Below are 14931 nucleotides of genomic sequence, written 5' to 3' on the forward strand. Positions count from 1 at the left end.
GCCAACCAGATATTAAGGATAAGACTCATGAGCAAGCATTATGACTACATCGCCATTGGCGGCGGCAGCGGCGGCATCGCCTCTATTAACCGTGCGGCCATGTATGGCCAGAAGTGTGCGCTGATTGAAGCCAAAGAGTTAGGCGGCACCTGCGTAAACGTGGGTTGTGTACCGAAGAAAGTGATGTGGCACGCGGCGCAGATCCGCGAAGCTATCCATATGTATGGCCCGGATTATGGCTTTGACACGACCCTTAACCACTTCGACTGGGATAAGTTGATCGCCAGCCGTACCGCTTACATCGACCGTATTCACACCTCGTACGATAACGTGCTGGGCAAGAACAACGTTGACGTGATCCGCGGTTTCGCCCGCTTTGTGGATGCAAAAACGATCGAAGTGAACGGCGAGACGATCACCGCCGATCATATCCTGATCGCCACCGGCGGTCGTCCGAGCCACCCGAACATTCCGGGCGTGGAGTACGGTATCGACTCTGACGGCTTCTTCGAACTGCCTGCTCTGCCTAAGCGCGTTGCCGTTGTCGGTGCGGGCTACATCGCCGTTGAGCTGGCTGGCGTAATTAACGGCCTGGGCGCAGAAGCGCACCTGTTCGTGCGTAAACATGCGCCGCTGCGCAGCTTCGACCCGCTGATCGTTGAGACCCTGGTCGAAGTGATGAACGCGGAAGGGCCAACCCTGCACACCAATGCCGTACCGAAAGCGGTAGTGAAAAATGCCGACGGTAGCCTGACGCTGGAGCTTGAAGATGGCCGTAGCCAGACCGTAGATTGCCTGATCTGGGCAATTGGTCGCGAACCCGCCAATGACAACTTCAACCTGGCGGTAACCGGCGTTAAAACTGATGAAAAAGGTTACATCGTTGTCGACAAATTCCAGAACACCAGCGTATCGGGCATCTACGCCGTTGGCGATAACACCGGCGCGGTTGAGCTGACGCCGGTTGCCGTTGCGGCGGGCCGTCGCCTCTCCGAGCGTCTGTTTAACAACAAGCCGGACGAGCATCTGGATTACAGCAATATCCCGACCGTGGTCTTCAGCCATCCGCCTATCGGCACCGTTGGCTTAACCGAGCCGCAGGCGCGCGAGCAGTATGGTAACGAGCAGGTCAAAGTCTACAAATCGTCGTTTACTGCCATGTACACGGCGGTCACCTCTCATCGCCAGCCTTGCCGTATGAAGCTGGTTTGTGTTGGTCCGGAAGAGAAAATCGTCGGCATTCACGGTATTGGCTTCGGCATGGACGAGATCCTGCAGGGCTTCGCGGTGGCGCTGAAGATGGGCGCAACCAAGAAAGACTTTGATAACACCGTTGCGATTCACCCGACGGCGGCGGAAGAGTTCGTTACCATGCGCTGATTGTTTGCGCAGGAGAGTGCTTTACCAAAACTGGCCGCGCAACGGCCAGTTTTTTTTTTGGCGTGATGAAATAAAAGACAACGCATCATCCTTGTGGGCTGCCACAGGGGATGGGGAGATCACGCCCCCTCCTTCGCCCCGTCTTCTCCACCTGCTGCCAGGTTGCTAACAGCGTTAATCCACTTTCCCTGCGGGTAAAGCGGGTGACGTTAGCGGCAAAGGCACGCCTCATGGACTTATGTACAAACGGTAACAAAATAGCCCGTTGTCGGCCAGGGAGTTGGCTAATCTTAAAAGGCGCTAAGCCGTGCCCTTCAGAAAATAATTTAAGACTGAGTAGAGAACATGCATCTGAAAATTACCGCGACGTTTATGTCGAAGATACACCTCGTCCTGGCCCTCGCCTGGACCATACTGACGATACCTACCCTGCTGTGGTGGAAAAACAGCATCCTGTGGGTGTCACTAATGAGTATCTACGCGATTGTGATTTCGCATCTCGCCGCGTACAGTGCCGCACATGCAGAAAAAGCAGCCAGTAAGGCGCTGGGCGAGAGCGCTAACGCGAACCAGAAAGCCAGTCACACCGCAGCCACGGTTCATGAGAATGCGCGACAACGAATGCTCTGATTTTTCATTCCCCGCTTAACGTCCTTAAAATACCTTTTAACGTTGTAAATTCATTGGGTTAATGTGTTTTTTGCGCGTCGTTAGCGGGGATGAAAGCGTGATCAACCGCACACTTCGCACCGCATTCACCGAAGCGAATGTCTACGCTTAAAAGACGACCGGGAAAAACCCGTATTTGTTACGACAAAACCGGAGGTCCACACCACCATGTTCAACCAGAAATTACAGGCAGCAGAGGTTATCGAGTTCGAGATTGCGGAAGAGATTCGCTACGAAACCGATCCCTGCGAGTTAAAACTGGATGAGATGATTGAGGCGGAGCCGGAACCGGAAATGATCGAGGGGTTGCCCGCATCTGATGCGCTGACCCCGGCCGATCGTTACCTTGAATTGTTTGAGCACGTTCAGTCGACGCGACTCTTTGCAGACAGCAAAACGTTCCCCGACTGCGCGCCAAAGATGGATCCGCTGGATATCCTTATCCGCTACCGTAAAGTCAGACGCCACCGGGACTTTAACTTGCGCCAGTTTGTGGAGAACCACTTCTGGCTGCCGGAAGACTACAGCAAAGAGTACATCTCTGACCCTGGTCTGTCCCTGAAAGAGCACATTGATAACCTGTGGCCGGTGCTGACGCGCGAGCCGCAGGATCATATCCCGTGGTCATCACTGCTGGTATTGCCGCAGGCCTATATCGTGCCCGGCGGCCGTTTCAGCGAAACCTACTACTGGGACTCCTATTTCTCCATGCTGGGGCTGGCCGAGAGCGGCCGCAACGATCTGCTGAAATGTATGGCGGATAACTTTGCGTGGTTGATTGAGCGCTACGGTCACATTCCGAACGGCAACCGTACCTACTACTTGAGCCGCTCCCAGCCGCCCGTCTTCGCCCTGATGGTCGAGCTGTTCGAAGAGGATGGCGTACGCGGCGCGAAGCGCTATCTGGACCATCTGAAGATGGAATACGCATTCTGGATGGACGGCGCCGAGTCGCTGCTGCTCAACCAGGCTTATCGTAGCGCAGTGCGTATGCCGGACGGCTCTCTGCTCAACCGCTACTGGGATGACCGTGACACTCCGCGCGATGAATCCTGGATCGAAGACGTGGAAACGGCCCGCCACTCTGGCCGTCCGCCGAACGAAGTTTATCGCGACTTGCGCGCCGGGGCGGCTTCGGGCTGGGACTACTCCTCCCGCTGGCTGCGCGATCCGTCACGGCTGGCGAGCATCCGCACGACGCAGTTTATCCCTATCGACCTGAACGCGTTCCTCTTCAAGCTGGAGAGCGCCATCGCCAACATTTCGGCGTCGAAAGGGGATAAAGAGACCGCAGAGATTTTCCATCAGAAGGCGAGCGATCGTCGCGCGGCGGTGAACCGTTATCTGTGGGATGAAGAGACGGGCTGCTATCGTGACTACGACTGGCGACGCGAGGAAATGGCCCTGTTCTCTGCAGCCAGCATCGTGCCGCTGTACGTAGGAATGTCGACGCATGAGCAGGCCGAACGTTTGTCCGATGCCGTAAAAGCGCGTCTGCTGACGCCAGGCGGCATCATGGCCACGGAGTATGAGACCGGCGAACAGTGGGATAAACCCAACGGCTGGGCCCCGCTGCAATGGATGGCGATCCAGGGGTTCAAACAGTATGGCAACGACTCGCTCGGCGATGAAATTGCCTGGAGCTGGCTGCAAACGGTGAACCACTATTACAAGGAGCACCACAAGCTGATCGAGAAGTACCACATCGCCAGCAGTACGCCTCGTGAAGGTGGCGGGGGGGAGTACCCGCTGCAGGATGGCTTTGGCTGGACAAACGGCGTGATTCGTCGCCTGATTGGGCTATATGGGGAGCCGTAGCTCCCCTCAGCGCGCTAGCGAATCACTTCATAAATTTCCGTCTGGATACCCTGCCACTTTTTGCTGCTGGCATCCGGCTGCGCCTGCGCCCGGCGGGTGGCCTGCTCAACTTCATAACGTTGACGCGCCACTACCGCCGGCACGGTGCAAAAAGCCTGCAGCCAGGTTTTGCGCGTGCTCGTGAGCTTCTCGCCGGATGACATGGCATGGCTCAGGGTAGTGATAAACCGCCGACAGGGCTTCTGCTCCGTCATTTGCAGGCGATAGCGCATCAACATCTCCAGTACGGCAACGTTACCCGCCGAGTGCGCCTGCTCAGTCCAGGAGACTTTCCAGTCCATTCCCCCTTTCAGAAAGAGCTGCACCACGCGGGCATCATTACGATCGATGGCCGAACGGAAGTTGTTCTCATCCCAGGTGATGCCCATCCGCGTCAGGGTGTCCCGCGATGAAGGGGTGTCACGCATATCTTCCGGCTGCTGGGTCTGAACGACCACTTCCGCGGCCCGGGGCTGCGAATCGCCAACGAAGAGCCAGACGCCCCCTGCCAGCATCGCCAGCACCATGACCCCTACAGCCCCCCAGAGCAGCCCGGAGATAAGCTGATCGCGCTGCTCCGGCGTGCGCTCTGCCCGTCGTTGCGGTTTATCGATATTCTCACCAATTTCATCGCTATCGCCGCCGGCCGCCTTGTTTTTCTGCTGCGCATGCTCCCAGAAGCGGTGCAGGTCGTTGGTCTCCACCGCCAGCAACGCTGCCGGATTAACCCGGGTACGCCCCTGCTCAAAGGCACGCTGCACCGGGCTGGCAATCTGGTCGTAGTAGCTGTCCATTAAGACAATCTGTGCCGGGGTCAAGGCCTCTCCGGCCAGCAGCGTATTACGGATCTGGCGTATATCGTCGAGGAAGGTTTGCAGCGTTTTTCGCGGCTCCACCAGCAGGGTGAGATGGTGCTGATCGCTGAAAAGCGCAGCGTAATAGCGGGAAAACTCCTTTTTATCCACGACCATCAGCGCCAGCTCGCTGAATTTCATGCCGCTCAGCACATCGTTGCGTTCGCCCTGTCGTAGCCAGCGTCGAACCTGATCGGCGCTGAACAGGGTTTTTAGGTGATTGTTCAGACGCGTAGGATCGGGCCAGGCTTTTAGCACCAGCGCTTTCAGCATCATCTCGACTGCGCGCACCTGTTTTTGCGCCTGCAGCTGTTGCGCCTCATCCGCCGGGGCAAGCTCGGTGCTGTAGGTCAGAAGGGGCTGTTGCTGGCGCACATGCTCAAGGGCCGTGACAAAACGCGTCGCCGCAATCAGCTGGTTGTCGCTGACATCCTGTCCACTCTCATACTGTGGTACACGCTGTTGCAGCAGGCGCAGCTGGAGCGTGAAGTTCGACATTTCAGCGTCGTTCAGGTGTAGCCGCTTCGCCACCGCCGCCCAACCGCCCAGGCCGAGGCGCGCGTTATCTAGCTGTTCCAGAAACCAGCGGGGATCCTTGCCTTCCGATACATGCACTTTCAGGAGCAGTAGGATCTCCACCGACGCCTGACGAATGATACCCAGACAGTGTTCAAACTGTTCCCGGACGTGATGCGTTTTGCTGAGGGTCATCATTTTCCTTTCCGTAAAATGAAAACAGATATGGGGTCGTCTCTATGCGACTTTTTTCTTTTATTTATACAGGCTTAACCATACCTGAGAATCTATGGTATTACAGTGACAGCCGTATAATCATTAACACAATTTATGGGATAAGCCTGATGCCGGTACTGCATACCCCGCGTTTAACCTGCTCGCCGCTGGGCGAAGCGGATTGGTCCTTTTTCCTGGCGCTTCAGCAAGACCCGGACGTGATGCGCTACGTTGCAGATAACCGCCCGGAAACGGCGATCCGGGAGGCCTTTGAATCCCGCCTGCCCGAGTGGACGCCTGGCAGCGCGCACTGGTTATGCTTGCTGGTTCGGGACACCCTCAGCCAGACGCCACTGGGCGTAACGGGATATCTGCATCATGAAGAGGATATTGCCGAGGTGGGATTCTTATTCGCCCCGCAGGCGCAGGGTCTGGGATATGGCTTTGAATCGTTAAAAGCGGTGTGTGATTTTGCCTTTAACGAGGGGGGAATTCGCCGGTTAACTGCCACCGTGACGGCCGGAAACCTGCCCTCCAGGCGGCTGCTGGAGAAGCAGGGTTTTGTGCTGGAAGGCGAGCTGCGAGAAAATTATCAGTTGGCTGGCCGGTGGCATAATGACTGGCTGTTTGGCCTGCTGAAAAAAGAGTATCAGCAGGCGTAACCGGCTTACAGGAACATACCGCCCGAGACTTCAATGCGCTGGGCGTTCATCCAGCCCAGCTCATCGCTGAGCAGCGCGGCGATAGCATCACCAATATCATCCGGCAGACCTACGCGCCCCAGCGCGGTTTGCGCGGCGATCTGCTGATTCAGCTCGGCATTATCACGTACCATGCCGCCACCGAAATCAGTTTCAATCGCCCCTGGCGCGATGATATTGGCGCTAATGCCGCGTTCCCCCAGCTCTTTCGCCTGATAGCGGGTTAACACCTCCATCGCCCCTTTCATCGCTGCATAGGTGCTGGACCCTGGTAGCGCAAAGCGTGCCAGCCCGGAAGAGACGTTCAAAATCCGTCCCCCGTCTCTCATCAGCGGCAGGAGACGCTGCGTCAGGAAAAACGGACCTTTTAAATGGATGTTCATGACGTTATCAAATTGCGCTTCGCTGGTTTCAACGTAGGGGGCATATAAACCCACCCCAGCATTGTTCAATAAATAGTCGAAGCTGTCGCGCTGCCAGTGCTGCCTGAGGGTCTCCCCGACCTGCTGAGCAAAATGTTCGAAGCCGGCAACTTCGCCGACGTTCAACTGTAACGCTGCGGCTTTCACCCCTTTTTGCTCAATTTCGCGAACAACATCGAGCGCTTCCTGTTGGCTGCTATTCCAGGTGAGGATAATTCCGACACCTTTCGCAGCCAGCTTCAGCGCCGCGTTTTTCCCCAATCCCCGGCTGCCGCCGGTCACAATGGCTATACGTTCACTCATAAGAAACCTCGTTTCGGCTGTTGTGGTCGTTGAGAAAGAGCTTATAAGGTGATAGAAAATCAATAAAGGTAGCCAGTAACGCTTTACTGTTTCGACTTGAACAACAATGAGCGCAACCTATGGATAAAATTCACGCAATGCAGCTCTTCATTCGTGTCGCGGAACTGGAGAGTTTTTCTCGCGCAGCGGACTCTTTAGGCCTGCCTAAAGGGAGCGTATCCCGGCAAATTCAGGCGCTGGAGAACGGGCTTGGCACGCAATTACTGCACCGGACCACCCGCCGCGTCAGCCTTACGCAGGACGGAATGGTCTATTACGAGCGGGCAAAAGATCTGCTGGCAAACCTCGACGAACTGGATGGTCTTTTTTTGCTCGACCCTGCCAGTATCAGCGGACGACTGCGGGTGGATATGCCGGTGGCCATTGCACGAAATTTAGTCATTCCGCGACTGCCCCAGTTTTTACAGCAGTATCCCGGTATCGAACTGGAGTTGAGCAGTAGTGACCGTCTGGTGGATGTGATTCGGGAAGGATTCGACTGCGTGGTGCGCGTCGGCACTCTGAAAGATTCTGGTCTTATTGCACGCCCGCTGGGCAAACTGTCAGTCATCAACTGCGCCAGCCCCGATTATCTGACGCGTTTTGGCTATCCGGAGACGCTGGACGATTTAGCCTCTCACGCGGTGGTGCATTATGCGCTCAATCTGGGGAGTCGCCCGCAGGGCTTTGAATATTATGACGGTGAGAGCACCCGCTGGGTTAAAACCGGCGGCATCCTGACGGTGAACAGTACCGAAACTTATCACGCCTCCGCTCTGGCGGGTCTGGGGATTATTCAGGTGCCACGCGTCGGGGCTCGCGACGCGCTGCGCGCCAAAAAGCTGCTGGAGATCCTGCCACAATATCGTCCGGGCCCGATGCCGGTTTCGCTAATTTATCCCCACCGCCGCAACCTCTCCCGCCGGGTTCGCCTGTTTATGGAGTGGCTAACAGAATTAATGAAGGCGTACGTAGACTAGACTGAATCTGTACCCGTGATACTTCACGCGGCCCAGGCATTGGCCTGTGATTCGCTCTCCCGAGCCTTAGCCGCCGGGGCCGTGGCAAGCAGCATGAATTATTTAGGGTATATAATTTCAGGAACATCCTGCGTACCGAAAAGGAAAACGTCACCGATGCCGGACAACAACCAGCAACGCCCTGTACAGGAACTGGATTACGAACCAGTCAAAAAAATGGACACCACCCCGCCTTCCGCGGCATCAGAAAACGCGGAAGTGACAAGCCACGATGTAAGCAGTGCGGGAAGCCTGGTCGAAAAAGCGAAGCTGCTGGTTCAGCTCGTACAGCAGCGCCCAATGATTGCCCACATCCTGCGAGCCACCGAGCGATTTAACGATCGGCTGGGTAATCAGTTTGGCGCCGCCATTACCTACTTCTCGTTTTTATCGATGATTCCCATCCTGATGGTCTCCTTTGCGGCAGCAGGCTTTGTGCTCGCGTCGCATCCGACCCTGCTGCAGGATATCTTCGGTAAAATCTTGATGAACGTTAGCGATCCGACGCTTGCCTCCACTCTGAAAAGCACCATTAATACTGCGATTCAGCAGCGCACCACGGTAGGGATTGTCGGGCTATTGATTGCCCTCTACTCGGGTATTAACTGGATGGGGAACTTGCGCGAGGCGATCCGCGCCCAGTCGCGTGACGTCTGGGAGCGCACGCCGCAGGATCAGGAGAAGATCTGGCTGAAATACTTCCGTGATTTTATCTCGCTGATTGGCCTGCTGGTGGCGCTGATTGTCACTCTCTCTATCACCTCGGTGGCCGGTTCGGCACAGCAGATGATTATCTCAGCGCTCTATCTTGATAATATCGAGTGGCTAAAACCCGCTTGGCGACTGATTGGATTAGCTATTTCAATCCTGGCGAACTATCTGCTCTTCTTCTGGATCTTCTGGCGCCTGCCACGCCATCGGCCCCGTCGTAAGGCGTTGATGCGGGGTACGCTGATTGCCGCTATCGGTTTTGAGATCATCAAAATCGTGATGACCTATACGCTGCCTTCGCTGGTGAAATCCCCCTCTGGCGCCGCCTTTGGTTCGGTGCTGGGGCTGATGGCATTCTTCTACTTCTTTGCGCGTCTGACCCTGTTCTGCGCAGCGTGGATCGCCACCGCCGAGTACAAAGATGACCGGCGAATGCCGGGCAAAACCCACCGCTAGTGACATCATCGGGCTGAATAAAAACGCAAAATTTCAGCCCGATCCATCATTTCAGCATATAAATCCAGCCTGTAACTTTTATTTAACCAAAAACCAGTTTTTTCCACCAAGTTTAAATTTATGTGAAGCATTTCATAGAAGCTATTTTAGCGGGCTGAACATTATCCCCTTTTTGCTGCTTTTTTGCCCTCCCGCCGGGTTTGTTACAGATTGAAATGTCGCTTTTGCTGTGCGTAATATGGCCGTTCGTTCGCCAAAAATAAGAAAAGTTTATGCAGGCCACAACCACAACTCTCGATTCACAACAGGAAAACGCCCCGGTTAACTCACGTAACAAAGTCGTTGTCGCCTCTCTGATTGGCACCGCCATCGAGTTTTTCGACTTCTACATTTACGCGACCGCTGCGGTTATCGTCTTTCCACATATCTTCTTCCCGCAGGGCGACCCGACCGCCGCGACGCTGCAGTCTCTGGCGACCTTTGCCATCGCCTTTGTGGCGCGGCCGATTGGTTCCGCGCTCTTTGGTCACTTTGGTGACCGTATTGGCCGCAAAGTCACGCTGGTTGCTTCGCTGCTGACCATGGGGATCTCTACCGTCGCCATCGGCCTGCTGCCCACTTACGAGACCATCGGCATTCTGGCGCCGGTGTTGCTGGCGCTGGCGCGTTTTGGTCAGGGTCTGGGTCTGGGCGGTGAATGGGGCGGCGCGGCGCTGCTGGCCACCGAGAACGCCCCCGCACGTAAACGTGCACTGTACGGCTCCTTCCCGCAGCTGGGTGCCCCGATTGGCTTCTTCTTTGCTAACGGGACCTTCCTGCTGCTCTCCTGGCTGCTGAATGATGAGCAGTTTATGAACTGGGGCTGGCGTATTCCGTTTATTTTCTCTGCCGTGCTGGTGCTGATTGGCCTGTATGTGCGCGTCTCGCTGCACGAGACGCCGGTATTCGCCAAAGTCGCAGCGGCCAAAAAGCAGGTTAAAGTGCCGATGGGTACGCTGCTGACCAAACATGTCCGCGTGACCGTGCTCGGCACCTTTATCATGCTGGCAACTTATACCCTGTTCTATATCATGACCGTCTACTCCATGACCTACAGCACCGCGCCTGCGCCGGTCGGCCTGGGGCTGCCGCGTAATGAAGTGCTGTGGATGTTGATGATGGCGGTGATTGGCTTTGGCGTGATGGTGCCTATCGCCGGCCTGCTGGCGGATAAATTTGGCCGCCGCGCGAGCATGATCACCATCACCTCGCTGATTATCCTGTTTGCGCTGTTCGTCTTCCCGCCGCTGCTGGGTTCCGGCAGCCCGGCGCTGGTGATGGCCTACCTGCTGATTGGCCTGAGCCTGATGGGGTTGACCTTTGGCCCGATGGGTGCGCTTCTGCCTGAGTTGTTCCCGACTGAAGTGCGTTATACCGGTGCCTCGTTCTCCTATAACGTCTCGTCGATTCTGGGGGCTTCCGTGGCGCCCTACATCGCCACCTGGTTACAGGCAAACTACGGACTGTTCTACGTGGGTGTCTACCTGGCCGCGATGGCAGCTCTGACGCTGATTGCCTTGCTGCTGACGCACGAAACGCGGCATCAGTCGCTGTAAACGTAAAACGGCAACCTGTGGGTTGCCGTTTTTTTTACGTCCTGCGCCTTACTTTTTCATCTGTGCCAGTATATTCCGACACTGATTCGCATCCCCTTCAGACGGTGAAATCAACGCCAGCAGCGCCGCCGCCGGCGTTACCAGTGTTGCCAGCGCCGCGGCCACCGCACCACGGGCAATCAACGGCCCGGCTTTCACCCCCGCATCCGGATTTTTAAAGGTTCCGCGTACGTACAGCGGCGAGCGCAGCGTAACGATACGGATGCCCTTACTTTCCGGATTGATGGTGAGGTCGAGCTGCTCAGAGGCCATGCTGGCGGTGCCCGTCACGTTGATGACCGCATTCTCCGTATCGAAGGCGAAGATCTGCGGTCGGGCAACGCCGTTGGCCAGATCGATATTGGCCGCCGCGCAGTTCACCCGCACTTCATCATCGCCAAAAATCTGACCAATGATAAAGTTGCCCACATTCAGGCCGAGGATCTCCATCAGGTTACGGCTGATCAGTCCATCGTTCATCAGTAGCTTCAGGTTACCGTTGCCGTTACCCAGCAGAGCAGCCACGGAATTACCGGTACCGCGGATCTCAGCATCACCGTTCATTTCACCGAGGGTTTTCTGCATTAATTCGACGTCAGGCATCAGCTCTTTTAACTTCAGCCGCCGCGCCTGAATATCTGCCCGCCCACGCATGGGGCTTTTATCCCCTTCCAGATGAATATTTGATGAGATGGTTCCGCCCGCCATGCCGAACTTCAGCGGCTGCAGGCGCAGGTCGGCATTTTTCAGCAGAATATGGGTAGAGAGATCGCTAATGGGCAGGCTACTGCCATGTTCAATACGGCGGCCTTTGAAACGCACATCGGCGTCCATCACGTCCCATTTATCTGTTTCAAAACGATCGTTTGGTAGCACCTTGCCGGCAGGCTGAGCGCTTTTCTCACCCTTTTTCTGCTCGGCGCGTTTCGCGCGCTCGGCACCCTTGCCCGAATCCACCCCGATCAGCGGGCCCAGGTCGGCGAGGCGCAGCTGCCGGGACTCCAGATCCCCTTCAAGCTTCGGCCGCGGCTTGCCGGTGGTGTAGGTTAGCGAGCCGTGGATATCACTGTCGCCGATGCGGCCATTAAAGTCGCGATAGTCATAGACCGACGACTTTTCGGTATCAATTTTCGCGACCAGATGACCGTCGGTTTCAAACGGTGGAGTATCGGGCAGCAGCACGCCAGTCAGCTCATAAAGCTCGCCCAGCGAATCCCCGGCAAATTTCAGCTGGAGATCAACACCACCCATTTTCATCGGGTCGTTTACCGTGCCAACGAAGGCCACCCGCGTATTGCCAGAGCGGAAATCAGCCTGTACCGGGAACGGCGTGCCTTCGCTTCGCAGGGCCAGCATACCGCCAATTTTACCCTTGCCGCTTAAAGGCTGGTCGTTGTAGCGCCCTTCCGCCTTCAGGCCAAAGACGTAATCACCGACCTTATCTTTTTTGCCTTTGTTCCCCGTCACTTCGCTAAAGGGCAACGGTTTACCCAGCGGATCGACAAAGATCTCAATATCTGCCTTCGTCACCGCATCGTTGATATCGATCCGTCCGCGATCGAAGAGGATATTATCCAGGCGGAAAGACCAGGAGGACGGTTTGGCGTTGGGATCTTTTTCTTCGTCACTCCCCGCCAGATCAAAGGTCCAGTTGTTCTTTTTTTCCGACAGACGGATCAGCCGGGCATCCGGCTGTTGCAACTTGATCCACGGTAGATAGACCGTTTTAGTGAACAGCGCCAGCGGCGCCAGCGTGGCCTCTACACGCGGCAGATGCACCATGGTAATTTCGGGGATATCCGGCGGGTTGCCGAGAATGATGTCGTTAGCATGGATGTGTGGCCATGGAACCCAGCTGCGCCAGCCGGTTTCCTCTTTCTGGCGCTCCCACACTACGCCCAAATCACCACGAATGGCGAATGGCCGGTTTAACTCAGTCGAGACTTTCTGGTTGATGGTCGGTTTGAGGCGATTCCAGTCAAACGTCGCAATAATGACGATTATCACCACAATCAACAACAAGAAGATCCCTAGCGACCAGGTGATTATCTTTGTTGTCTTGGTCATTCCGCACTCCCTTTTTCGCTTGTCTTTCTAGAATATAGCGCAGGCAACGGGAAAGCGGCGGCTGCGTCCGGTAATAGCGCGTCATTCACGCACTATTATGGGAAGCAGCCAAAACCTACAGAGTAAGGATGACGTTTTCGAGCGTGTCCATCGGGACGGGGCGAGAGAGGAAGTAACCCTGCGCAGCAGCGGCCGGAGAGCTTTGCACGTCTCGCCACTCTTCCAGCGTCTCGATGCCCTCGACAATGACCCCCTGGCAGTAGCGGTTCATCAGCTGAAGCAACAGGGTGAACAGGTTCCGCCCTTCCGGTGTTTGGCGCAGCATGATGAAGAGATCGCGCGCCACTTTGATGTAGTCATAGCGCACTTCGCTCAGAGCCGAGAAGTTGGCCATGCCGGTACCGAAGTCGTCCAGCCACAGCGGAGCAAACTCGCACATTGCAGCGAAGGTCGAATCTTGCGGTAAGCGTATATGCTCAACCAGCTCAAAGCGGATCCACGGCAGCGTAGCGATGAGCTGCTTTAACGTCTCATCCTGACGCACCGCCATCAGCGTAGGGCCATCGACGTTTACCGAGGCGAGGATCTTATGCTGCATGAAAAAGGGCTGCTTTTCCGCCAGCATGGTGAGCTGTTCTTCCAGCACATCCAGACGTTTGCGCACCGGAATTTCCGCAAAGTAGCGATCCGGCGCGATACGCTGATCGGGCGTTGACGGATGCGTCACGATGGTCAGGATCTCAACGGCCATCAGCGTGCCATCAATGCGATAGATGGGCTGACAGGTGTAAGCGCGCTCACATTGCAGCCAGTAGCGATGCTCCTGCAAGTTCTCAATACTTGCCTGAGGAACAACTAGCCGCTGGATATCCTGCTGTAACTTCATTTCAGATGTCCTGTTGAATGGGAGATGAGCTGACGGGACTCGTCAAAGGTTATCGGCGCAGGAGATAAGAACTTTAAGGCTGGTTGCAGGCGAAAATGAAATTCTGATGACAGAAACTGAAGCGGAACCTGTTCCAGTTCAAAAAAATAATGGAACGTCGTTTTAATATGGTTGACCACTAAACGGTGCCAGAGCACACTACCTCTAATTTCACTCTTCAGGTTCAAGATTATGTCCAAAAAGATTGCCGTCATTGGCGAATGCATGATTGAACTCTCCCAAAAAGACGCGGAAGTGAGCCGCGGCTTTGGTGGCGATACATTGAACACGTCGGTCTACATTGCCCGTCAGGTCTCCCCTGATGCGCTGTCAGTGAACTATGTCACGGCACTGGGTACCGATAATTTCAGCCAGCAGATGCTGGAGAGCTGGCAGGCGGAGAACGTCGATACCTCCCTGACTCAGCGCATGGAAAATCGTCTGCCTGGGCTTTACTACATCGAAACCGACAGCACTGGCGAGCGTACCTTCTACTACTGGCGCAATGAAGCGGCGGCGAAGTTCTGGCTGGAGAGCGATGACGCGGCGCGCATTTGCGAAGAGCTGGCTACGTTCGACTATCTCTATCTGAGCGGCATCAGCCTCGCCATCCTGAGCCAGGGTAGCCGTGATAAGCTGCTCTCTCTGCTGCGTGAATGCCGGGCTAATGGTGGCAAAGTAATCTTCGATAACAACTACCGTCCACGTTTGTGGGCCAGCCGCGAAGAGACGCAGCAGGTCTACTCCCAGATGCTGCAATGTACCGATATCGCTTTCTTAACCCTCGACGACGAAGATGCGTTGTGGGGCGAAAAGCCGGTGGATGAGGTGATTGCCCGGACGCAGGCGGCAGGCGTCTCTGAGGTGGTGATCAAGCGCGGTGCCGATTCCTGTCTGGTCGCGGTTGCCGGTCAGCCGGTTATCGACGTTCCGGCAGTGAAGCTGGCGAAGGAAAAAGTGATTGATACTACAGCCGCGGGCGATTCATTTAGCGCCGGTTATCTGGCCGTACGCCTGACAGGCGGCACGCCGGAAGCGGCAGCCCAGCGCGGCCACCTCACTGCCAGTACGGTGATTCAGTATCGCGGGGCGATTATTCCCCGTGAGGCGATGCCGCACTAAAAAACGGCTACCTGGGTTGTAATGCCGATCGGTTAAGCAA

General features: G+C 55.9%; 11 protein-coding genes and 1 pseudogene. 8 read left to right on the top strand and 4 right to left on the bottom strand.

The genetic code is table 11. The features are described from left to right. Nucleotides 1–27 precede the first annotated feature (27 nt). From gorA to JZ655_RS19860, 3 genes and pseudogenes are all read left to right on the top strand, one after another. Nucleotides 28–1380 (top strand): glutathione-disulfide reductase, encoded by a 1353-nt coding sequence (gene gorA, locus JZ655_RS19850; RefSeq protein ID WP_207292572.1) that lies wholly within the window; start codon nt 28–30, stop codon nt 1378–1380. Between the two features lie 351 nt (nt 1381–1731). Continuing rightward, nucleotides 1732–1926, top strand: a pseudogene (locus JZ655_RS19855) (monooxygenase); the annotation flags it as partial. Nucleotides 1927–2217: 291 nt separating this feature from the next. Next, nucleotides 2218–3867: an alpha,alpha-trehalase gene (locus tag JZ655_RS19860; protein ID WP_040078186.1), complete on the top strand. Its 1650-nt coding sequence runs from the start codon at nt 2218–2220 to the stop codon at nt 3865–3867. 14 nt (nt 3868–3881) lie between these two features. Here JZ655_RS19860 and JZ655_RS19865 read toward each other — a convergent pair whose 3' ends face one another. Beyond that, entirely contained in the window at nt 3882–5471 is a 1590-nt protein-coding gene (locus JZ655_RS19865) for an STY4199 family HEPN domain-containing protein (protein ID WP_046886814.1), read from the bottom strand. Nucleotides 5472–5620: 149 nt separating this feature from the next. Here JZ655_RS19865 and JZ655_RS19870 point away from each other — a divergent pair, with 149 nt between their 5' ends. Continuing rightward, entirely contained in the window at nt 5621–6154 is a 534-nt protein-coding gene (locus JZ655_RS19870) for a GNAT family N-acetyltransferase (RefSeq protein ID WP_046886815.1), read from the top strand. A gap of 5 nt (nt 6155–6159) precedes the next feature. On the opposite strand, the gene JZ655_RS19875 is transcribed toward JZ655_RS19870, so the two are convergent. Continuing rightward, nucleotides 6160–6918: an SDR family NAD(P)-dependent oxidoreductase gene (locus JZ655_RS19875; RefSeq protein WP_207292573.1), complete on the bottom strand. Its 759-nt coding sequence runs from the start codon at nt 6916–6918 to the stop codon at nt 6160–6162. Between the two features lie 119 nt (nt 6919–7037). Between JZ655_RS19875 and JZ655_RS19880 the strand changes: the two genes are divergently transcribed. The 3 genes from JZ655_RS19880 to JZ655_RS19890 all read left to right on the top strand — a co-directional run bounded on the left by JZ655_RS19880 (nt 7038) and on the right by JZ655_RS19890 (nt 10738). Further along, the gene (locus JZ655_RS19880) at nt 7038–7937 is read left to right on the top strand and encodes a LysR family transcriptional regulator (protein ID WP_040078179.1); all 900 of its coding nucleotides are present in this window, start codon (nt 7038–7040) and stop codon (nt 7935–7937) included. Nucleotides 7938–8093: 156 nt separating this feature from the next. Continuing rightward, nucleotides 8094–9143 carry an inner membrane protein YhjD gene (yhjD, locus tag JZ655_RS19885; RefSeq protein ID WP_046886817.1) on the top strand — a complete coding sequence of 350 codons (1050 nt, stop codon included), beginning with the start codon at nt 8094–8096 and terminating at the stop codon, nt 9141–9143. Between the two features lie 272 nt (nt 9144–9415). Continuing rightward, nucleotides 9416–10738 (top strand): MFS transporter, encoded by a 1323-nt coding sequence (locus JZ655_RS19890; protein ID WP_046886818.1) that lies wholly within the window; start codon nt 9416–9418, stop codon nt 10736–10738. A 48-nt stretch (nt 10739–10786) separates the two neighbouring features. Here the strand turns inward: JZ655_RS19890 and JZ655_RS19895 are convergent, their stop codons facing one another. After that, nucleotides 10787–12844: an AsmA family protein gene (locus JZ655_RS19895; RefSeq protein WP_207292574.1), complete on the bottom strand. Its 2058-nt coding sequence runs from the start codon at nt 12842–12844 to the stop codon at nt 10787–10789. 115 nt (nt 12845–12959) lie between these two features. Continuing rightward, on the bottom strand, nt 12960–13730 hold the full coding sequence (pdeH, locus tag JZ655_RS19900; RefSeq protein ID WP_207292575.1) for a cyclic-guanylate-specific phosphodiesterase: 771 nt from the start codon (nt 13728–13730) through the stop codon (nt 12960–12962). Between the two features lie 231 nt (nt 13731–13961). On the opposite strand from pdeH, the gene kdgK reads away from it, so the two are divergent. Then, nucleotides 13962–14891 carry a 2-dehydro-3-deoxygluconokinase gene (gene kdgK / locus JZ655_RS19905; protein WP_207292576.1) on the top strand — a complete coding sequence of 310 codons (930 nt, stop codon included), beginning with the start codon at nt 13962–13964 and terminating at the stop codon, nt 14889–14891. The last annotated feature ends 40 nt before the right edge of the window (nt 14892–14931 follow it).

The organism is Leclercia pneumoniae (assembly GCF_017348915.1).
Taxonomy (GTDB): domain Bacteria; phylum Pseudomonadota; class Gammaproteobacteria; order Enterobacterales; family Enterobacteriaceae; genus Enterobacter; species Enterobacter pneumoniae.

Excerpts from the sequence above, each read along its gene's own strand:
- gorA (WP_207292572.1), top strand. The coding sequence starts at position 28 with ATGAGCAAGCATTATGACTACATCGCCATTGGCGGCGGCAGCGGCGGC.
- kdgK (WP_207292576.1), top strand. The coding sequence starts at position 13,962 with ATGTCCAAAAAGATTGCCGTCATTGGCGAATGCATGATTGAACTCTCC.
- JZ655_RS19860 (WP_040078186.1), top strand. The coding sequence starts at position 2,218 with ATGTTCAACCAGAAATTACAGGCAGCAGAGGTTATCGAGTTCGAGATT.
- JZ655_RS19865 (WP_046886814.1), bottom strand. The coding sequence starts at position 5,471 with ATGACCCTCAGCAAAACGCATCACGTCCGGGAACAGTTTGAACACTGT.
- JZ655_RS19875 (WP_207292573.1), bottom strand. The coding sequence starts at position 6,918 with ATGAGTGAACGTATAGCCATTGTGACCGGCGGCAGCCGGGGATTGGGG.
- JZ655_RS19870 (WP_046886815.1), top strand. The coding sequence starts at position 5,621 with ATGCCGGTACTGCATACCCCGCGTTTAACCTGCTCGCCGCTGGGCGAA.
- JZ655_RS19890 (WP_046886818.1), top strand. The coding sequence starts at position 9,416 with ATGCAGGCCACAACCACAACTCTCGATTCACAACAGGAAAACGCCCCG.
- yhjD (WP_046886817.1), top strand. The coding sequence starts at position 8,094 with ATGCCGGACAACAACCAGCAACGCCCTGTACAGGAACTGGATTACGAA.
- pdeH (WP_207292575.1), bottom strand. The coding sequence starts at position 13,730 with ATGAAGTTACAGCAGGATATCCAGCGGCTAGTTGTTCCTCAGGCAAGT.
- JZ655_RS19895 (WP_207292574.1), bottom strand. The coding sequence starts at position 12,844 with ATGACCAAGACAACAAAGATAATCACCTGGTCGCTAGGGATCTTCTTG.
- JZ655_RS19880 (WP_040078179.1), top strand. The coding sequence starts at position 7,038 with ATGGATAAAATTCACGCAATGCAGCTCTTCATTCGTGTCGCGGAACTG.